This is a genomic window from Endozoicomonas sp., from assembly GCF_051008435.1.
GTDB lineage: Bacteria > Pseudomonadota > Gammaproteobacteria > Pseudomonadales > Endozoicomonadaceae > Endozoicomonas_A.
In genome coordinates, this window is record NZ_JBPCXO010000181.1 from 1 (window position 1) to 19,800 (window position 19,800).

Annotated in this window: 17 protein-coding genes and 1 pseudogene; 15 read left to right on the plus strand and 3 right to left on the minus strand. The window is 46.2% G+C overall.

Features of this window, described 5'->3' with window-relative positions; translation table 11 throughout:
* The 8 genes from ACR2PX_RS08850 to ACR2PX_RS08885 form a co-directional block, all read left to right on the plus strand.
* Positions 1-906, plus strand: a 906-nt coding sequence (locus ACR2PX_RS08850; protein WP_433998996.1) for a hypothetical protein, incomplete at its 5' end; no start/stop codon positions are given.
* Positions 906-2,114, plus strand: a complete 1,209-nt coding sequence (locus tag ACR2PX_RS08855; protein WP_433998997.1) for a hypothetical protein — start codon at positions 906-908, stop codon at positions 2,112-2,114. The genes ACR2PX_RS08850 and ACR2PX_RS08855, both read left to right, overlap by 1 nt.
* A complete protein-coding gene (locus ACR2PX_RS08860) occupies positions 2,115-3,956 on the plus strand; it encodes a hypothetical protein (protein ID WP_433998998.1) in 1,842 nt (613 codons plus the stop codon).
* Between the two features lie 251 nt (positions 3,957-4,207).
* Positions 4,208-4,414, plus strand: a complete 207-nt coding sequence (locus ACR2PX_RS08865; protein ID WP_257275284.1) for a cold-shock protein — start codon at positions 4,208-4,210, stop codon at positions 4,412-4,414.
* A 116-nt stretch (positions 4,415-4,530) separates the two neighbouring features.
* On the plus strand, positions 4,531-4,764 hold the full coding sequence (locus tag ACR2PX_RS08870) for a hypothetical protein (protein WP_433998999.1): 234 nt from the start codon (positions 4,531-4,533) through the stop codon (positions 4,762-4,764).
* 71 nt (positions 4,765-4,835) lie between these two features.
* Positions 4,836-5,132 (plus strand): hypothetical protein, encoded by a 297-nt coding sequence (locus ACR2PX_RS08875; protein ID WP_433999000.1) that lies wholly within the window; start codon positions 4,836-4,838, stop codon positions 5,130-5,132.
* A gap of 49 nt (positions 5,133-5,181) precedes the next feature.
* Positions 5,182-6,747: a DNA (cytosine-5-)-methyltransferase gene (gene dcm / locus ACR2PX_RS08880; RefSeq protein ID WP_433999001.1), complete on the plus strand. Its 1,566-nt coding sequence runs from the start codon at positions 5,182-5,184 to the stop codon at positions 6,745-6,747.
* A gap of 16 nt (positions 6,748-6,763) precedes the next feature.
* Positions 6,764-7,213 carry a very short patch repair endonuclease gene (locus ACR2PX_RS08885; protein WP_433999002.1) on the plus strand — a complete coding sequence of 150 codons (450 nt, stop codon included), beginning with the start codon at positions 6,764-6,766 and terminating at the stop codon, positions 7,211-7,213.
* A gap of 2 nt (positions 7,214-7,215) precedes the next feature.
* Here the strand turns inward: ACR2PX_RS08885 and ACR2PX_RS08890 are convergent, their stop codons facing one another.
* Complete coding sequence (locus ACR2PX_RS08890) at positions 7,216-8,457, minus strand: type II restriction endonuclease (protein ID WP_433999003.1); 1,242 nt, start codon at positions 8,455-8,457, stop codon at positions 7,216-7,218.
* A 178-nt stretch (positions 8,458-8,635) separates the two neighbouring features.
* On the minus strand, positions 8,636-8,764 hold the full coding sequence (locus ACR2PX_RS08895; protein WP_433999004.1) for a hypothetical protein: 129 nt from the start codon (positions 8,762-8,764) through the stop codon (positions 8,636-8,638).
* A 962-nt stretch (positions 8,765-9,726) separates the two neighbouring features.
* Between ACR2PX_RS08895 and ACR2PX_RS08900 the strand changes: the two genes are divergently transcribed.
* From ACR2PX_RS08900 to ACR2PX_RS08915, 4 genes are read left to right on the plus strand one after another with little or no spacing between them, the layout of a single operon-like run.
* The gene (locus tag ACR2PX_RS08900) at positions 9,727-11,346 is read left to right on the plus strand and encodes an ATP-binding protein (RefSeq protein ID WP_433999005.1); all 1,620 of its coding nucleotides are present in this window, start codon (positions 9,727-9,729) and stop codon (positions 11,344-11,346) included.
* Positions 11,347-11,358: 12 nt separating this feature from the next.
* Positions 11,359-12,174 carry an HNH endonuclease gene (locus tag ACR2PX_RS08905; protein ID WP_433999006.1) on the plus strand — a complete coding sequence of 272 codons (816 nt, stop codon included), beginning with the start codon at positions 11,359-11,361 and terminating at the stop codon, positions 12,172-12,174.
* Complete coding sequence (locus ACR2PX_RS08910) at positions 12,171-14,009, plus strand: DEAD/DEAH box helicase (RefSeq protein ID WP_433999007.1); 1,839 nt, start codon at positions 12,171-12,173, stop codon at positions 14,007-14,009. Before ACR2PX_RS08905 ends, ACR2PX_RS08910 begins: the two co-directional genes overlap by 4 nt.
* Positions 14,006-14,446 (plus strand): EcoRII N-terminal effector-binding domain-containing protein, encoded by a 441-nt coding sequence (locus tag ACR2PX_RS08915; RefSeq protein ID WP_433999008.1) that lies wholly within the window; start codon positions 14,006-14,008, stop codon positions 14,444-14,446. Before ACR2PX_RS08910 ends, ACR2PX_RS08915 begins: the two co-directional genes overlap by 4 nt.
* Positions 14,447-14,479: 33 nt before the next feature.
* Here ACR2PX_RS08915 and ACR2PX_RS08920 read toward each other — a convergent pair.
* Positions 14,480-14,630: pseudogene (locus ACR2PX_RS08920) on the minus strand (IS1 family transposase); the annotation flags it as partial.
* 307 nt (positions 14,631-14,937) lie between these two features.
* Here ACR2PX_RS08920 and ACR2PX_RS08925 point away from each other — a divergent pair.
* The 3 genes from ACR2PX_RS08925 to ACR2PX_RS08935 are packed head-to-tail and all read left to right on the plus strand — an operon-like array spanning position 14,938 to position 18,982.
* On the plus strand, positions 14,938-16,032 hold the full coding sequence (locus ACR2PX_RS08925) for a hypothetical protein (protein WP_433999009.1): 1,095 nt from the start codon (positions 14,938-14,940) through the stop codon (positions 16,030-16,032).
* On the plus strand, positions 16,029-17,222 hold the full coding sequence (locus ACR2PX_RS08930) for a hypothetical protein (protein WP_433999010.1): 1,194 nt from the start codon (positions 16,029-16,031) through the stop codon (positions 17,220-17,222). The genes ACR2PX_RS08925 and ACR2PX_RS08930 overlap by 4 nt, the downstream gene beginning before the upstream one ends.
* Positions 17,207-18,982, plus strand: coding sequence for an Hsp70 family protein (locus tag ACR2PX_RS08935; RefSeq protein ID WP_433999011.1), 1,776 nt, complete (start codon positions 17,207-17,209; stop codon positions 18,980-18,982). Before ACR2PX_RS08930 ends, ACR2PX_RS08935 begins: the two co-directional genes overlap by 16 nt.
* Positions 18,983-19,800 lie beyond the last annotated feature (818 nt).

A 19,800-nucleotide genomic window follows, 5' to 3' on the forward strand; every position in this document is an offset into this window, starting at 1 on the left:
GAAACCAGCCTGCCCCTGGATGCTGAGCTGATCGGTCTGGATCCGGTACGTCTGCCACCCAATGGCCAGGTGCCGATTTACCGCCCGGGCGATATTGTGGTGATCAGTCACACTCAAAGTACGGATGTCGCAACGCCCACCGCTGGACAGGTCATCACCCTGAACCGGGATCACCAGGCCGAGATCACTGTGGAGGACAACCAGGGCCAGGCTCTGGATCCATCACAGTACTCCACAGACCGTGAAGCGGGTACGGTCACCTTTGCCGATCCACTGTTGCTCCAGGACGCGGACAGTAACAGTCTGACTGCCCCCCTGAGCATCAAGGACCGGGTCGAGCATATGAGTGTGGCCAGCGATGTACAGATCAATGGCGAGATCACCATCATTGCACCGGTGCCCTGGGATTTACCGGCCAGCACCACGCTCATCAGCAGTGCCGTGGTTTATGGTGATCTGCAGTCCAGGGTCCATCATTTCTTCAGTCAGAAAGTTTGGGACGGAGGCAATCCCAACTGGACAGATGAGCGCATCGGCGATAACACCACCGCCCAGTACAACACCATCAACTATCCACTGGAAGTGGCCAACAAGGGAGCCATCTTCGGCCAGTGGGCGATTATTTTTACCTCCGGTACTGCCTTCCAGATCGTGGAAGAGAAGCTCGGCATTATTGATACAGCGACTACCGCTGCCGATGCTGCGCCTATCAATCCGGAAACCGGTACGCCTTACTTCACTATCAAGGCTGAAGGTTGGGGGACTGGCTGGGCGATAGGCAATGCAATCCGGTTCAACACCGATGGCTGCCTGGCTCCGGTGTGGATTTGCAGAACGGTGCTAGCCGGACAGGGCACTGAAACCAGTGACCAGTTCACACTGCAGATTCGGGGGGATGCGGACTGATGGCAGGCATATGGTTTTCTAAAGAGAATATCCTTGGACGGCTGGAGAGTCCGGAAGTTAATGCCAATAATAATGACGGCCTTTACTCAACCAAAGACTTTTACTTTTATGCCCTGCTTCAAGTGGACTCCAGTCAGTCTGATCAGAAAGTCCCCCTATTGCGCACTGTTTCTAGTGGTTCTTCTCAGGGCTCAACCTATATTCTGGATATTTACATTGAGAATGGAGTCATCAAAGTATTCGGAACCCAGTACGGGGGACTGGGAGTTCGAACCTATAGTGTGAACGCTATCCCTTTTGACGAACTGTTCGAACTGGTGGTAACGATCAATCCCAGTAGAAATTCATTCCTTGAACGCACGGTGATCAAGATTAACGGAGTGACACAGTCGGTTGATACTGGCACCCTCTATCATCATAGAAATATGTATATCTACGCCACCTACTTCAGGACTATTTTGGGAGGAGATGGGACATCGTTAGGTAACGCCAAAGGGCTGCTGGTTCTTAAAGCCACGCTGATGAATCAATACAACACAACAGCCATTCCCCCTACTACCTCGGGCAGTCCCTATGTAACCGTATGGCACTGGGACTTTGAAGACAGTAACAATCCGCTGAAAATAACCACCAGTCGTCAAAACGTCAGCAGTGAACTGACCTGGACTAATACAGACGACACGACTGTCATTTGGAGCGACACCAATAGTCCGCCTTCTTCAGGCAGTGGTGGTGGCATCATCATCCCTGGAAACGGTAATACCACCCGAATCCAGGGCGCGGTCATGGAGGATGATCAGCCTGTGGCTCGCTGGGTCTTTGCAATCACCCAGGCGCAGCTGGAAATCGAGGGTAGCCAGGAAACCCGGCATGCTGTTCTGAACAGTGTGCTCAGCGACAGCTCGAGTGGTAGTTATTCCCTGGACACCAGCCCCTATGAAGGTGCCGTGATTGTGGTGGCCATGGACGACTATGGTGAGGTCTGGCAGGCCGATACAGTGTATGAAGTGGGGGATGTGATCCGACCTGCAAATTTCCAGGGCTATGTCTATCTCTGCACTGTGGCCGGTACGGGTGACAGCACCGAACCCACCTGGTGGTTTGATGACAGTCTTCAAACCATCGGTACAGCACAGTTCAGGGCCAAACCTTACACCCGGCCCCTGGCTCATGGACCTGTGACGCCTGAGATTGTACCGGAGAGTTAAGTGGCTTATTTCCCTTCAGACTCTCAAGACTTCAATTTTACCCGGGAGGCTTATCAACCTGCCTCCAGCTTCCAGTTTTATCCACAGCCTACTTATGCCTTTATTCCTCCGCCGACTGTCGTGCGAGCCTGCCAGAGTCAGTGGCAGACAGGAACCGCCTACCAGGTATCTGCCCGGGGGCCGTTTCAGCATTCAATGACTGTTCAGGCCAGTGTTCAGCAAAGTAGTCATCAGGCCAACATCCTGGAAGTCCCGGCCCTTGGGCTGTTTTGGGGGAGGGTGCCTGAATTGGAGGAATCCGCCAGGATCAGTCATGTAAGCGCCAGTGGTTGCCAGAGTCAGCAGCAGGCTCCCTGGCAGCAGCCACCCGCGAAAGAAATCAATATCAATGAGTCCAGGGATCAGAGTATTCAGAAAAAAGAACAGCGAAGTTCTGAGCAGTGGCAGCAAGGTACGCAAAAGGATCGGGAGAATACGGAACGTTTTGATCGCAGTGATGAATACGGCCTTCCACATCAGGTCATTCTCAGCGGCTACCTGATCCCTGCCCCCTCACTGTTGAACTTCAGTTTTCTGGCCCGACGGTACTCACCCGTGATCACCCCAGCTGTGTATTTTAACCTGGGCAAGAGTACGCCCAATCGAGCCATTCAACCGAGAGACTCACTGCAGCAATCAGCCTTCAGTAGCAACCAACATCAGGATGAACCCGTCATCATCCCCTGGGGACCAGGAAGAAAAACCAGGGATGACAAGGTCACCAGTGACTATGGTGGTGAAATCGATGTCATCGAAAAGCCCCAACCCGACCAGCCAGAGATCAGGGAGAGCTATCTGCTTATGAATACAATCAGTGTGGTGACTTTGCCCGACAGAACACCGATAGAGCTGAGCAATATGGACATCAGCCTCGACATCGACAGCTTCAGCTGGAGTCTCAGTGGGGAACTTTGGGGGGCCAGTAGCCTGGCATTAGTGGAGCCCGATCAGGACGGCCCCAAGCAGATAGAAGTTGACATCAATGGCTGGAAGTGGGTCTTCATTATTGAACGATATACCGGCTCCCGAGTGTTCGGAAAGGAGCAGTACACAATATACGGAACCAGCCGTACACAACTCCTTGCAGCCCCCTATGCACCGCAACGCAGCAAGTCTAACAGCAGCAGCGTCAATGCAAAACAGGCGATCACTGAAGAACTGGCCAACACTGGTTTCACGGCACTCTATCCGGAGCTGGATGACTACAGCACACCCGACTGGATTATCCCCGGGGGCAGCTTTAGCTACCAGAGTGAAACGGCGATGACCGTCATCGCACGACTGGCCAGCACAGCCGGTGCTGTTGTTATCCCTTCCCGGGATGCTGATCAGCTGAACATTAAACCCCGTTATCCGGCCAGTCCCTGGAACTGGGGGAGTGCCACCATGGACAAGATCATACCGGCCAGCATGGTCATTCACCTCAGCGCCAATTGGCGACCAGAACCGCAATACAATGCCGTCTATGTGTCAGGCATACATACCGGTGTTGCGGTCAACGTCAAACGTCAGGGCACTGCAGGTGATTATCCTGCTCCGGATATTCTGGAAGACTGGCTAACTGAGACTCAGGTGAATACCGAACGAGGTAGGAATGAACTGGCGAAAGGGGGCCATCAAAGTATCACTACATTAGAGATGCCACTGACGGATACGAATACTGCCCCCGGGTTGATAGAATCAGGTCATTTAGTCGAGGTTCAGGAGGATACGGGTAGTTGGAGGGCGTTGTGTCTTTCAACAAGCGTAAAGGCTGCTTCCGGGCGAGTGGTACAAACCATCGAACTGGAAAGGCACTACTAACGGAGCTGATGTTGACTCAGTGGTTGCCGTCGTTAATGATTGGTTTATACTCGTTGTTGAAAGCTCGAAGCCATGTAAAATGGGCACCACGTTACAAGTGTGTTTGATTCTTTATGTATAGATTTGATGTTCCGAGTGTAGTAGCTCGCCATATTCTTCCATAAGCAATAACAAAACTTCTAGCTCTACCGCCTTATCTTGTTGAAAAGCACGACAAGGCAATTTTATGTTACAAGATTCAGGATATGATTATGTCTACTACTACCGGTACTGTTAAGTGGTTCAACGAAGAGAAAGGTTTTGGTTTCATCGCTCAGGAAAATGGTCCTGACGTGTTTGCCCATTTCCGTCAGATCGTTGGCGACGGCTTCAAGACGCTGACTGAAGGCCAGCAGGTTGAATTTCGAGTGACCCAGGGCCAGAAAGGTCCTCAGGCAGAAGATATTCGTCCTCTGTAAGGACTGGGCTGCACCTGATGTAGCTTGCTAGCTTCATATTATATGAAGCTAAAAAGGCAATACCTTCGGGTGTTGCCTTTTTTTGTGGTTAAGGGAAATAAAACAAGGAAGGACTTATGGCCACTACTAACATCTGGCAGCAGTTTAAATCACTGATCCCTGAAGGGAGTAAAGTCATAGTCACCATTACTGCGAACCATAGCAATGGTACCAGCAGTGCGGCCTTAAGAGACGGAACTGTCGTAACAGTCAAGGGGGAACCCTCGAATCCTGGTCAAAAAGTCATTATCAGAAACGGAGAGGTTGTGGGCATTGCCGGGGATCTGCCTTTTTACGAAGCATCTGTTTAACAGCACTTGATAAAGGCCGGTCTGGAGTTAAGCTGTTTATATCAAGCCCTTATATAGCAAGGAGTACAGGCATGATAGATTTTGGCAGGGTAGCGAAACAGCTGACAGAGCAGGGATACAGAGCTGAAAATGTCAAGGAAATGGAAACCCCGAAAGGCGTTGCTGCCAGCTGGGATGTTTATTTCAATAATATCATCATAGCGCGCTGTCACGACGCCGGTGATGGTGGTTGTCTTTCAGTGTTTTGGCAAGACCCTTCTCACAAGACAGTGTTTCGAGGGGCTGGAGAGGTGATTGATCGAATCGAGCCTGTTGATACTGCACTATTGTCTTTGAGTCTTCTGCCTGGCCTTGTTGAGCATATCTGACTAAGTTTATTCCTCGAACTAAAACATCAGGCAGGTATATCCGCTTTTCATGTTCCGTTTTGTCAGTGGTTCAAAACTTCTCTCCAGAGTGCTTCAGTTGTGCCTCCTGTCCTGCATGTTGGTCAGTCACGCGCGGGAAATACCTCTTGAGTCTCTGGGTCATTTATGTGACTCTGAACAGCATAAAATACCCAGCGAGACTGCCACTTACATGAACTTAAGCAACAAAGAATTGTTGAATAAAACTGTTGATATATGGGGAAAGAAAAACGTAGCCGAAAAGCTGAGTAAACACCATTCTGAAATCACCAAATGGCTGAAGCTGGAAAATGGTCCCAGTCTGGATGACGGAGAGCGTCATACACTGGTAGGTCTGCTACCCCCTGCACCTGAAAGGAAGGAAGAGTCTTCCTTTAAATTTATAGATCTGTTTGCAGGTATCGGAGGAATACGCAGAGGCTTTGAAGAGATTGGTGGAGAATGTGTCTTTACCAGTGAGTGGAACAAGTACGCCGTTCAGACCTATAAGGCGAACTATTTCAGTGATTCTGATAAACACACGTTCAATTCTGATATTCGTGAAGTCACCCTGAGTGGAACTCACCCGGAACTGGATGACTCTGTTGCTGCCTATGTCGACAGTCATGTACCCGATCACGATGTACTGTTGGCTGGCTTTCCTTGTCAGCCTTTTTCCCTTGCAGGCGTGTCCAAGAAAAATGCGCTGGGCCGTGCTCACGGTTTTGAGTGCAAAACTCAGGGAACTTTGTTTTTTGATGTGGCCCGAATTATCGAAGTCAAACAGCCTGCTGCCTTTGTCCTGGAAAACGTCAAGAACCTTAAGAGTCATGACAAGGGAAGAACCTTTCAGGTCATTGCGGAAACGCTGGATGAGCTGGGTTACTGGGTCGCTGATATAGAGGATATGAGTTCCAGAGATCCAAAGATTATCGATGGCAAACACTTTATCCCTCAGCATCGTGAGCGAATTGTGCTGGTGGGCTTCAGAAAAGATCTGAATGTCCACAAGGGCTTTACCCTGAAGGATATTGAAAAGGAACTTCCTGAAAGCCGGATAGCCTTTTCGGAATTGCTGGACAAGGAAGTCGATGACAAATACATACTGACGCCACGCCTTTGGGAATACCTCTATGAATATGCCAAAAAGCATCAGGCCAGGGGTAATGGTTTTGGATATGGCTTGGTGGACCCTACACAGCCTGATGCGGTTGCCAGGACCCTGTCAGCACGTTATCACAAGGATGGCTCCGAGATTCTGATCGACAGGGGGTGGGACAAGGCCCTAGGTGAAAAAGAATTCTGGAACAGCAAGAACCAGGACCAAAGGCCACGTCGACTGACGCCGAGGGAATGTGCCCGGTTAATGGGTTTTGAAAAGCCCGGTGGACAAGACTTCCGGATACCTGTGTCGGATACCCAGGCTTATCGACAATTTGGTAACTCGGTTGTGGTTCCTGTTTTCTCGGCGGTTGCCCGGCTGATGAAAGATCGCATTATTGAAGCGAAGAGAAAAGCCGAGATGAAGCCCAGAAAGACGCTTCATGTAAACGAGCCTGTCATCCAGCAAGAATTACTGCAAGCTGAAGGCGTCTGAATGGCTTTCCCCTGTTATGGATATTGTCTCCCAAGATACCCGCAGTCGAATGATGTCGGGTATCCGAAGCAAGGACACCAAACCTGAAATTCTGATCCGAAAAGCCCTTCATGCCCGGGGCTTCCGTTTTCGCTTGCATGCCCGGGATCTGCCGGGCAAACCTGATCTGGTATTTCCCAAATACCGAGCAGTTATCCAAATTAATGGTTGCTTCTGGCATGGCCACAATTGTCACCTGTTCAAGTGGCCTTCCAGCCGTCCTGAGTTCTGGAGAGAAAAAATCGGGTGTAACAGGGAAAGAGATGTCCGGAATGTACAAGCGCTTCAGGATCAGGGGTGGCGTGTCATGATCCTGTGGGAGTGTGCTCTTAAGGGAAAAACTCGTCTCCCCTTTGATCAGTTGACAGAGCTGGTTGAGAACTGGCTGCTGGTGGGCAACCAGTACGTGGAACTGACCGGTGTTTGAACTCACTCTTCATAGAGCGCTTTTATTTCCATAATGAAATCTTCAAGGCTCAACAATTGTTCCCTGATGGATTTTGGATACTTCTCTTTCAATTTTTGAGGCACCACCAGTACAACGCCTTCTGATTGCATTTCCCTGAACTGGTTTTCAGAAACACCTTCTTGTAGGGTGATCAGATGACACTGATCGATACGGTGCGCCTCGTTGAGAATCTGCCGCCAACGGTCCTTGCAAGTGGTTTTTACAGCTAGCATTCTCAACTTGTCAGAGGGATAGTCCGGATTGTGGTAATCCTCTTCTGACGGGAATAAAAAGTCGGGTTTCTTGTTTCCCTCTGTCACGGCTTGAGTTGCAAAGGAGTCAAGCCCTTCCTCCCTGAAAATTTGCTCCAGATGTAACTCCAGAGAGCGTCCTCCGCGTGACTTTCTTCGATTGCTCACCGAATTAGCAAGTTTGATGAAATCATCAACTGTTGAAAAACCCTCGCCAATTTTAGGTAACAGGTGACTGTCCTCAATCATTCTGAAAAGCTTGAACTCCAGCTCCCGTCGTTTTAGCAAGCGTTTATCAGGTTGGTCCTTGATAAGTTCCCTGTTCAGCTGGAATGTGAAGTTGACGATCTCAGAACCACTGGGAAAGTTGTCTTTCCAGGCTTCAGGGATCTCAAGCTTTTTGATAATGGTTGTTTCCGGGAGTGCTGGTATACCCCCGGATGCTTCCAGACCTGAGAGGTACAGGCTTTCTCCCGGATATACATGGCCAACAATATCTTCCAGAAAATCTTCTTCTTCGGCATTTCTGCAAACCCAGACCCGAACAAGGTTGCATGGCACATTATTTTCAGGAGCTTTGAAAGCAAAGAGAGTGAGAGCACCAGTATTAGCTACATCCTGTAAGGGACTCCCGGGATCTGCGGATTTCCAGCGTGTGATACGGCATTCATCCCTGCCGTTGCTTTTTTGTTCAGAGTGCTTTGTGTTGTAGTAAATGCTTCTGACTTCATGTTGTGGCCTGTTATGAGATTCAATACAAGCTTCCAGGAAGGCATCAGGGTTTTTGGTGATTTTGTCATCAAGAGCTGGAAACAGCTGGAATGCAGCCTGATTTGGCAGATAAACACCAACCTGATGACCTCCCGTCTGGCCGGTATCGTTGCAGGAAAGTCGTTTAATAAACCAGTGCCACTGACTATTGCCTATAGATTGAAGCCAGTGTTGTAGATCTACCGTGGAGAACTTGGACATTTTTAACCATAGGGATAAATTTTACTGATATACCCAAAGGATTTGAAGATGTGAGTAGGCGGCAACCGAATGAATCCCCGTGAGCCTACACAGAGTATGTGATCGGGGTGAGCGAGAGTAGCCAACGACTTCACATCTTCAAATCCTTTGGGTATATGATCATACCAGTCTTAAATTTTTACGTAGACAGTTTTTCCTTTTGGATTGCTTCACTCTGACCCGCATATTGCATCACCATGGCTGAACCGATGATTTTTAGTCCATCAGTTTCTGTCAGGCGGTCACTGGGGTGGCTTTCAGCCTTCAAAGGTCGTTTTCCATAACTCAGACATAACTTCCCTTTATCCCATTGTTTACTCCGTGTCGGGAGTAGCATATCCCTCGTTATCTTGGAGCCAGCTTCTTCGCTAGCTCCAAAAATAGCTTTTGAACGGGAAAGCTACTGTCCATGAGGATTCTGATCCGACGAGTGTTGCGGATAATCACAATACCTATTTTCAACAGCTGGTTACACAGTGACGGCATCCGGGCACGGGCAAATTTTGTGTGCTTGAGGTAACCCCTTCTTTTGTACTACAGCAGTACATAGTCCATGCCAGACAGGAGTAACACCATTTATGGCAACTAGAGTGGTCAGAGAATAGCCACTGCTGCTCTACTTTATCCGGTTTTCCATGTCACCGTGCATACAGTAACATCTGTCGTATAGCCATTGAGTGGAACCCTTCAGGTTGGTGACAACGCTGTTTCGCTCCGGTTTCCTTGAGCCTCATGGCAGCCCGATGCCGAACATCGAGCGAGAACGCATTTTATCCGACTCTTTGTGTCAATACCCTCTATGTAACTGACGTTGCTCCGCTCACCCCAGCTTAAAATCTTCGGTTAAGGTCTCTCGGATCATTGATGATCTTGGTAAGAGCTTTAGATAACTGGAGTTTCCTATCAAGCTGTCAGAGCACAAATCCCCCGGCATAGGAGATGATGTCGCCTCCAGTAAAATAGGCCTGAACTCGTCGTGGTTTGCAATGTAGAAAGTGGGTGTTGGAGGTGCAATCTGTTACGGGGGATTTGGTCGTTATAGTCAATGTAATTAGCTGAATTATAACGAAAAACCATCTTTCTCTTCTTCTTTTTCATGCAGTATTCTGCAGGTTAACCGCTACAGGTATTTCATGATGTAAGTACTTGAATGCTAATTTCTTGCAAATTGTCGTGATACCATGGATCACTGATAAAGTGGCTTTAACATTTAAGGGTTAAGTCAATCCCATGACAAAATTCAAAGAGAAAAGTATGGTCAACGAACCAGATCCATCGCGACTCATACATGGTTTGCGGGATACTGGTTATGACTTTTACACTGCAGCTGCGGATATCATTGATAATTCGATAGCGGCCATGGCTGAGAATATCAATATCAGCATTGATCTCACAAGTGATGGGCGCAAGTTCGTATATTTTGGCGATAATGGTCATGGTATGGACGCAGAAGGCCTTCATAACGCCATGAAATATGGTGCAAAAATTAGAGAAGATCTAGCATCTCTTGGTAAGTTTGGTCTTGGTCTGAAAACGGCCTCAAGCTCTGTCTGCCTCAACTACTCTTTAATTTCACGTACCAACAACACAGCTCCTCTTCTAAAGCTCACATGGGATCTTGAACACGTTGCAAGTGTGAATGCGTGGGAAATGCTTGAGGAACCAGTATCAGAAGATGAACAGGATATTTTTGAGGAGCTTTGTGGTGAAAAAGGGACTCTAGTTATCTGGTCACGATGCGATCGGCTTTTAAGTAAAGTATATGAAGAGCCAGGAGGCACGAGAGAACAAAATGCAATAAAGACAAGAAGGTCAAAATTAATCGAGCACTGCGCACTGATTTTCCACAAGTTCCTGAATCCTGAAGATACAGAGCATCGCACAGTGGATATCTCTGTAAACGGCATAAAAGTCGAACACTGGAATCCTTTCTATCCAGAGAAGTCTGAACAAGTCCTCCCGAAAAAGTTAACAGTTCTTCCTATACAACGAGAAGATGGAACTGTTCACAATGCCACTGTGAAGGCTTGGATTCTTCCACACTCAAAAGACATGACAAAGGAGGAAAATAAAAAGCACGCTAAAATCTCTAACCGTGGGCAGGGTTTTTATATTCATAGAGAAGGCAGAGTCATTCATCACGGAGGCTACCTTGGCATATGGCGTTCAGATGACCCACACTGGTCTTTGCTGAGAATTGAGTTTGACTTTGACCATGAGCTGGATGAGGCATTCCGGGTCGACGTTAAAAAAAGCAGAATTTTGTTAGACCCAGCACTAGAGGAGGCGCTTGAGGTATTATTAGGCCCAGCACATAAAGAGGCTGACCGAAGGTATCGTCGTAAGCAGGCAATAAAGGTGTCTGACGGCATATCACATGGAGACTCTAACAAGACTATCTCTGAGACTAAAAACACTTTGCAGGCAATAGTTGAGTCTGTAGATGAAAATGCCCAGGCAGCTGTTGTGTCCAATAATAAAGGACAAAGCATTAAAATACTGACACCTGTTGAAAGCAATGTTAACCCTGAAAGCCTCTTTGTAACTCCTGTAGAAGGAATACCTAGCGGAGCCCTCTGGGAACCATGCCTTACAAGTAAAACTGATGAAAACTATTCGACAGGCGTACATATAAATAAACAGCATGACTTCTATACGAAAGTATATAGCCAAACAAAAACAGGAGTATCTGTCGAAGGCTTGGACCTTTTACTGTGGGCATTAGCTGCAGCTGAGCACAAAAACAAAGATCCGGAGCTTGAGAACATGTGGGAGGACATAAGGGATGAAGTTTCGTCAAACCTGAAAAAGTTGCTTAGGTCAATCGACTTGCCTACTTCACGGTCATAGAGATTTTGAATCATGGATGCCTTTGAAGTTCGTTCGATAGTTGATCAGATCAGTAAAAATATCGGCGCGGAAATGCGGGGAGTTGAAAATACATCAGAAGCTCGTCAAGGGTTATCTTTCTGGTTTGAGAACTACAACAGAAACGATGGTCCAGTTTTCTCGATTCGTCCATCCGGACTTAAGAGGCATATCGTGTCTCTTAAGTTTGGGGCATATGCCTCTCCCTGTATTAAACATATACAAAGCAGAGCCACTCCGGATGATTATGCCCTTGCGTACGCTTTTATGGATCAACTGGATAGTTCGTTTAAATTGAAAGTCAATGGATCTCGACATGATCACAGTTGGCAGATAATCCAGAGTTTCAGCATCGAAGTGACCAGAGTTGTTTCCGATCAGCATGCTTCAGTTGAAATTCTGGAGACAATTAATTTAATAATGATTCCCCTGATTGCCTCCATATCTGAACTAATTGGCTACGTGGATAATGAAGTAAAGACTGAAGGCGATCTTTCGGAAGTCGAGGGGGGAATTGTTCTTTCTCTCTCAGAAAGAAGAGAACGTAACCCGAGAAATCGTCTGTTGTGTCTTTCAATACATGGAGAACGATGCGGTGTGTGTGGTTTCATACCCCAAGATGTATATGGATCAGAACTTACGTCTATTCTTGAAGTACACCATATAGAACCCCTATCGGACATAAAGCAACCCAGAATTTATGACCCTAAGAAAGATCTCATACCTCTTTGCCCGAATTGTCACAGAGCTATTCATAAGCAAAAACCAGCTCTGACCCCCGATCAGCTAAAGGAAATCATGAAATCATGAATAATTCTTTATCTCAGTTGGGGCACGACTATCGCCATTTCAATAAAGCAGAGTTGCCTTACCCGTTCTCAGTAAGGCTTATGGACTCTGTCCTGTACATAGAGAGAAAAGAGGGCAAATATACAGCCACCCTTGGAACAAATATTCGTAAATCAGGTCAGCTACAGTTTGTCCCATGCCTGAGCAATAAACATAACTGGATATGTGATTCTGCCAGAATAAAACCTTTGCCTCATGATGCTCCGGAACTTGTTTGTAAGGCACTTTCTGGAAATGATTCAGAGAACCTTCGCTATCCTGATGTCCTGGCTCTGATGAGAAATGGAGCTGACGGCATTGAAATATGTATCGCGCCGAGTGTTTTTGAGAAGGCTAACACTCGATCTGCCTCGATGCATCTCCCCTTTATAACAGAAGAGTTAAAAGCTACGTTGTATCCTTACCAGGAGCATGGAGTAGCATGGCTGAACGATACTCTGAAGACTATAGGAGGGGCAATTCTTGCAGATGAAATGGGTTTGGGGAAAACACTCCAGATAATAGCTGTACTCCTAATGGACAAACCATGTCCTGATAAACCAGCTCTCATAATCTGTCCTACAACATTAATTGCGAACTGGTGTCGGGAAGTACATAAGTTTGCCCCTTCATTAACCCTGCAGGTGCATCGAGGCAATGATCGCACAGGCTATTATAAAGATTTGATGCGATCAGATTTGGTTATTACAACATACGATACCCTTGTCAATGATATAACCATATTTAGAGGCGTTGACTGGAGCTATCTAATTTGCGATGAAGCTCAAGCCGTAAAAAACCCGGACGCAAAACGCCGCATAGCCCTGAGTATGATATCAAGACAATATACCATACCTGTTACAGGAACCCCGGTAGAGAATTCTCTATTAGATTTATGGTCTTTAGCTGATCTTGCAGTTCCCGGTATATTAGGAGAAAAAGAAACGTTTCCAATCATTTATCCTGATACTGAAGAAGGCGCTGAGGAACTAAGTGTTTTTACTGATGCTGTGATTCTGAAACGTCAAGTAAAAGACGTCGCCGATGACTTACCTCAACGAACAGATATTGATATTCCTGTTGAACTTGATGATACGGGCATAGTTGAGTATGAAAGGATCAGAGCAGAAACGATTGCCGAGTATGGTATGGCAGGTCAACTGGTTGCAGTCGGACAGCTGGCAATCTACTGCGCTCATCCTTGGCTAAGAGTTAATAAACCATTAGCTCCTGGCTGGGAGGAAAATGTTGAACTCCAGCTAGATTCCAAATTCCCACTGATAACGCCGAAGATGGAGTTGTGCCTTCAGTTATTGAATGAGGCTACCAGCAATAATAAAAAGGTCTTGGTATTTGCAGCTTATAACCATTGTGGGGACTTAATTAGAAAGGCTTCTGAAGAAAGAAATATACGGGTTAGTTATTGGAATGCCATCAATGGTTCTACACCCCAGCAAGACAGACAGTCCATAGTTGATAAATTTACGACCACTGATGGGGCTGCAGTGCTTGTTCTCAATCCAAAAGCTGCTGGTGCTGGCCTCAATATTACTGCAGCAACCATTGTCATTCATTATACTCAAAACTGGAATCCCGCTTTAGAAATGCAAGCTTCAGCTAGGGCTCACAGACGGGGACAGAATAACCCTGTGACAATTTATCGACTTTTCTACCAAGGGACAATTGAAGAAACGATGATTGAAAGAAGTTTATGGAAAAGAGAGCTAGGTGATATAGCTATACCAATCAGCAGCCGAGATAAGCAAGATTTAGCCAACGCTCTGATAGAAAGCCCTGTTAAAGGTTGTGACAAATGAAAACTTCATATGAGAAGATTCTCACCAAAAATGATACTGGTGAAACTGGTGGCCATCAAGCAGGTGTCGTTGTACCGAAAAAAAACAAGAAGCTTTTGGATTTCTTTCCGCTTCTTGATGATGCACAGTTTAACCCAGACGCATGGATAGTTTGCATTGACCCAGATGGTGTTGAATGGGAGATGCGCTACATATACTACAATGGTAAAACTTTTTCGCCACCCAAGAGTACTCGAAATGAGTACAGAATTACACACATGACAAAGCTCTTTTCAAAATGGGGAGCCAAATCAGGTGATTCTGTTGTGTTTACATCGACCGATGAACCAAATATTTTTGAAATCCGTATCAAACCATGCAAAGAAATAATAGCGGAAAGTAAAACATTTGATGAGCACAAACCTGTTGTCCTTAAAGGATGGAGGCCTGTTTTTTAAATTATTGGTCATGTCTCAAAGGTGTTGAAAGTGTTATCGATTGATGAACTCTCCAATTACCTTGTCATGCACACTCTTCTGAGCGTGAGAAGTAGATCGTTTTCCGATTCAACCGCTTTAACCGGGTTCTAAAATTCAGATTTTCCCGCTCAATCCCTTGGGTATTGGCTTTTCCATCAATATTGAGTCGTCACCGGCAGAGGTCAGTTGAACCGTGCTATGCTTTGTCTGCATTGTATGAAAAGTGCTCAATCAACACTATCCTGCTCCGCTCGCACATTGGTTCTGCTGACTGTGAGAAGCGCAGTCGTATAAATTACTTAAAAATGAGGGGAAAGTATCTAGTGGGGAGTGCTTGTTACCAGTGTGTGGATTAAGTTCTAGAGGCGGTAATAGTGGTACTTTCCTGATGTACAGTAAAGGAATTTGCTGAACAATAAGACAAATTTAAGGGATATCAAGAACAAATCGAATAATCGACAGGAGCAGAAGTGGCATTTCTAGATCATATTGACCCTGGCAACTCGGGCGGCAGTGTACCCACGCCTGCATCACCGTTTGAGAAAAGGCCTCTCAAGCCTGTCGAGTATCTATGTCCTGTTTGCGAGCAATCATTTTCTTTGCTTGAGTTGATGCGAGACCATCGGGCCAAATCGCATCCTCTCAAGAGGCCTTACTTTCTTATTGATGGCAAGGCCTGTAGCCAAGAGATGGTGCTTTATAAGCCTTTATCCCCCGAATCTGTGATATTCGAAGACACTAAGTCGGCCAGGCTGGATGGCGTTGAGTATGAGTCAACGGATGCACTGAAAAAGCAGTTGCTTGCTCAGCAAGTTGGCCGCCGCAGGCTTGAACTTTTCTACCAAGCCTACTCGGTCACCGTCGACTTGGTTTTTAACATTATTCCAGAAACAGAGCTGCAGGCCGTAGAAGAATGCTTTTATTCCATTTTCGACTCAGACGAGCTTTCTGCTGACCACCTCAAGAGGTTCTATTGCAGCATCAAGGCCAATGGGCTTGATGGTAATGTCTATGCTGGTGGGCTGGGTTGTTACCTGACAGCTGTGTTGGTTAAAGATCGTAGTCCGGAAGTGGCCTTGAGCTACGAGCGATTCCTCGAAAAATTTGGGGAAGCAGAGGATAAGCTGGCAAATATTGACCGTGCTTTGGCTCAAGCAATCCTTTTGGCGATGCAATTTAATCGTAACGTATTTGGGGAGCCAGGATCACTCGTAAGAGCCCCTGCACTGCAGTCGGCAGTAAGTTGTTTGCAGAGTGGCCGGTTCAAGGATGTTCATCAATCTGCTGAAACTTGGTCCAGGTTTCCAACTGATGTTATCACTGAGTTGTTGGTTGCATTCTGTACCCAGGGGGAGTCCTATCGAAGGGAGGTTGTAGAAGAGCTTGAGCAGCAACTAAGACAGAACAGAGTCAGTGGATATGATAGTGCTAAGTTGGCATTTGTTTTGATGGTTTATTTTTATGAGGTTGAAGATTTCCATAAAGCAGAACAAGTGTTCAGAGCAGTAAAATTTGATCCGGTGCTGGGTACCAGGGCCGCAGAACTGATGGATAGCGACAAATGAGTGATACTCAAACCCCAGTTGAGAGTGAAGTATCTGATAATACGGCAAAGGATTCAGGAGCCAGTAAGTCAGAATTCAGCACTACAGCGGTAAAAAAAACTGCTGAATCAGTAAGGCTCTCTCCGAGCAAGGCTAAGAAAGAAGAATTAAAGCATGCATCCTTGAAAGATTTTATCCTTCCACTCTATGGCAAACAGAAGCTGAACAAGCTCTATAGGGAGTCCTTTACAGAGATAGTGACTTCGACGAAAGGTACATTTGTACCCTTGACAGTTGAGGACAGGGATATGTTGCTTGAACTTTCTCTGGATAAAGACCCGAACCATAAGATAACGCTTGAGCTTGCTCAATTTTTGCTCGAAAAGAGAGGGAATCCAACCCTGCGAGAATATTTGCTTTCTTATATAGAATATCTTGTCAGCCATACTGGCAATTTGAAAAAACTAGGTAAGACCTCGATTTTTCAGGTTTGGCTAGATGATAACGGCGTATCTCGGCAACTGGATTTCCTTTGTGGGCAAATTGATAGAATAAAGGATGGATTCGACGACCAAGACACACCTAAGGAACTTGGTGAAAAAAACAGAAATAATTTGAAGTGCATAGCTGCAATTTGGCTATACCTCAAAAAGAAAGTGACCTTTCAGAGTTTGACTGAGCAGCTTAGCGAGAGTGCTTTCAGCTTGAAGGGGGAGAGCTGTAGTGAGTCCAAGTCCGTTGGTTTCATCGCTGATATGGTTGGCTCTACCAACAAGCACTCGTTTGCTCACTTTTTCAACTACCAGAAAAGTTACCAGCAAGCATTACGGGCTGATGTTGAGCAAAGCAAAGCAGAGAAGCGTGACCTGAGTGTCAAAATTTATAGCCAGAAAAATGAAATTAGCCAGCTGAATAAAAAACTGGATCAGGCTCTAGCCGAAAGGGATGCGCTGAAGGAGACAATTACAAACTTACAGAATCAGCTGGACCAAACAAAAACCAAAGCTAGTCATCAGGGGATCCACCAGCGTGATGAACTGCAGCAGCTTCGTTCTAAGGTTTGTCGTACACTTGAGGATAATATTCTTGTCAATCTGAAAAGTGCAGAAACAGCCAACTCACGTAACCCTCCTAAGGCCCATGTAGTAGAGATCAAACTCAAAGACATAATAGAACAGATTGAGGATCAAATAGAATGGCTCAAAAGGTAGGCATTGATTTCGGTACAACCAATAGTCTTATCTCGGTGGTATTGAGCGGACAAGTAAAATACTTTGTTGACGGGAAGGGGCTTCCTCATCCATCTGTAGTGGCCTATACAGGGGCAGAACCACTCGTTGGCAAGCGTGCTAAGCTTCAGCTCGATGGGGTTGGTAGTGGCGTTATTGGTAATGTGATCAAATCACCAAAAACCTTTCTTGGAAAAGGGGGAGTCTTCGTTGAAGGGCGCGAATATCAGCCTGCAGATATTGTTAGAGATCTGATGCAGGGCTTAAAAGAGGAGGCATTAGCTGACTCTGATCATGCTGTAGTAGATAGCTGCGATTTTGACCATGCTGTCGTCTCTATTCCAGTTGCGATGGATGGCAGGGCAAGGAGAGAGTTACGCGATGCGATGATGCAAGCTGGAATTCATATTACCCAGTTTGTACATGAGCCTCTTGCAGCACTGTATGGCCATTTCCGATCGAGTGGCAATTTGGAGAACATGCTTGAGCGATATCACAATAAGCTTGCTCTGGTTTTTGATTGGGGAGGAGGTACTCTTGATCTGACACTGTGCTTGATTAGCAATGGTTGGGTTACTCAGATAATGAATGTCGGTAATAATCAGGTGGGGGGAGATCACATTGATGAAGCTCTTCTAAGTTATGTTCGTGAACAACACTTGATATCGAATGGTTTATCAGAACTACCACAGGTGATGCCAGGTGCCAATGCAAGGCTGCTTAACGCGTGCGAAGCAACAAAAATAAAGCTTTCAAAAAAATCCAGCGATTATGTCTATGTAGAGAACTACTTTGACTTAGAAGATGAAAATAAGAGGGATATTGAGATTGAGATCACTCGAGGAGATCTTGATCGAATCAGTGAAACTATTGTTCAGCAAGGATTGAACAATATTGATGAGCTCCTCGTTGGACTGAAAATTGATCAGCGCCGGATTGCCTTATGTCTTGCTACTGGTGGAATGATCAATATGCCTAAGATTAACCAAAGGCTGCTTGAGACTTTTAGCATTGATAGGCTTGAGATATCTGATCGCGGCGATAAGATAATTTCCGAAGGCTGCGCGTGGATGGCCGCTGATGGTTGTCACTTGACTCTGGCAAAACCTGTTGAAATTGTCGAAGCGCGTCAGTCTTACACTAAAGCTTTTAGGGAGGGAACTTTATTACCTGGTGAAGGCGAGGTTTGCCATGAAAAGCATACTTTACACATTGTCGACCCTAGAGATGGTAAAGCCAAGATTCAATTATGTCGTCCAGTACATGTTGGCAAATGTGGGGCAGCTGATCCCAGGTTAAATTACAGTATGTTAACGCTGAAAGTTGACTCGGAAGCTCCGGCATTTTTCGAACGGATCCCAGTGGATATGACGATTGATCAAGACTTGATCTTAACCATCATTGCATCCTCGGATCCCACAGGTGATGCAGACAAAGATGAAATTTATGATCTGGAGTTTGGCCTTAAGTTGAGTAAGGGGGTAGCGGTGGATAGAGAAAAAAAAACTCCGGATTTTGAAGTGACTCCTGAAATGAGTCAGCATGAAAAATATTCTGTTTGCTCCAGATCAAATGTTACAACAAAGGATGGGGCAGAGCCTGAACATAAATACTTAATACCCGGAGAGTGCCTTGAGCCCTTCGACAACAGAGCTGGGAACATTCCAGAAATTCAGATCAGAGAGCGCCTATATTTTAGTGAATCTGTGACAGAGTACGGTACTTTTAAGTATTCTGATTAGAGCCCTTGTCTGGCTTGGTTTGTAACAAGGCCAAAGCGAACTGCTGAGGCTGCCATGAAGACTTCGTTGACTTGCTGGCCCTACGTTTAGCCATTCTCATAAAAGTTCGCTGGCGGTTCCCCACCCACCGCCATATATTGAAACCCCTGTAGACAGTCGTCTACAGGGGTTTTCTCGTTTTGCGCTACGTATAAAGGGTTTTTCCAACTTTTTCCGGTTTTGCAAAACCGTCCTTTTGCCTGTTTTCCTTCCTGTTCCTCTCAGTTTTTCTCTCTTATCCGGTTTTTTGGAAAACTAAGGTACTACTTCCTCCATGTAAGTTTCCTGAGTTAAAGAAGTGTGTTGACACTTTTAAGTCTGAAGCCTGGCTGGCGGCAACACTTGTCAGCATCGAGCGTGGCAGGAATGAATTGGCCAAAAGGTCACCAAAGAATCACCACGCTGGAAAGTCCACTAGCCCATGTAAGTACTCCACCGGGGTAGACTGAAGCGGCCCATTTAGTCGAAGTTCAGAAGGAATGGGTTAATTGGAGGGCACTGTGCCTTTCAACTCATGTAAAAGCTGATTCGGGGCGAGTAGTACAAACCATCGAGCTGGAAAGTTACTACTGATTAGAGAGAATGTTGATTGAGTGGTTGCCGCCGTGAATGATTGGTTTATACTCGTTGCTGAAAGCTTGAAGCCATGTATAATGGGCACCACGTTATAAGTGCGTTTGATTCTTTATGTATAGATTAAGTGTTCCGAGTGTAGTAGCTCGTCCTGTTCTTCATAAGCGATAACAAAACTTCTAGCTCTATCGTCTTCTCTGCGATTC

Excerpts from the sequence above, each read along its gene's own strand:
- ACR2PX_RS08855 (WP_433998997.1), top strand. The coding sequence starts at position 906 with ATGGCAGGCATATGGTTTTCTAAAGAGAATATCCTTGGACGGCTGGAG.
- ACR2PX_RS08865 (WP_257275284.1), top strand. The coding sequence starts at position 4,208 with ATGTCTACTACTACCGGTACTGTTAAGTGGTTCAACGAAGAGAAAGGT.
- ACR2PX_RS08870 (WP_433998999.1), top strand. The coding sequence starts at position 4,531 with ATGGCCACTACTAACATCTGGCAGCAGTTTAAATCACTGATCCCTGAA.
- ACR2PX_RS08875 (WP_433999000.1), top strand. The coding sequence starts at position 4,836 with ATGATAGATTTTGGCAGGGTAGCGAAACAGCTGACAGAGCAGGGATAC.
- dcm (WP_433999001.1), top strand. The coding sequence starts at position 5,182 with ATGTTCCGTTTTGTCAGTGGTTCAAAACTTCTCTCCAGAGTGCTTCAG.
- ACR2PX_RS08885 (WP_433999002.1), top strand. The coding sequence starts at position 6,764 with ATGGATATTGTCTCCCAAGATACCCGCAGTCGAATGATGTCGGGTATC.
- ACR2PX_RS08890 (WP_433999003.1), bottom strand. The coding sequence starts at position 8,457 with ATGTCCAAGTTCTCCACGGTAGATCTACAACACTGGCTTCAATCTATA.
- ACR2PX_RS08900 (WP_433999005.1), top strand. The coding sequence starts at position 9,727 with ATGACAAAATTCAAAGAGAAAAGTATGGTCAACGAACCAGATCCATCG.
- ACR2PX_RS08905 (WP_433999006.1), top strand. The coding sequence starts at position 11,359 with ATGGATGCCTTTGAAGTTCGTTCGATAGTTGATCAGATCAGTAAAAAT.
- ACR2PX_RS08910 (WP_433999007.1), top strand. The coding sequence starts at position 12,171 with ATGAATAATTCTTTATCTCAGTTGGGGCACGACTATCGCCATTTCAAT.
- ACR2PX_RS08915 (WP_433999008.1), top strand. The coding sequence starts at position 14,006 with ATGAAAACTTCATATGAGAAGATTCTCACCAAAAATGATACTGGTGAA.
- ACR2PX_RS08930 (WP_433999010.1), top strand. The coding sequence starts at position 16,029 with ATGAGTGATACTCAAACCCCAGTTGAGAGTGAAGTATCTGATAATACG.
- ACR2PX_RS08935 (WP_433999011.1), top strand. The coding sequence starts at position 17,207 with ATGGCTCAAAAGGTAGGCATTGATTTCGGTACAACCAATAGTCTTATC.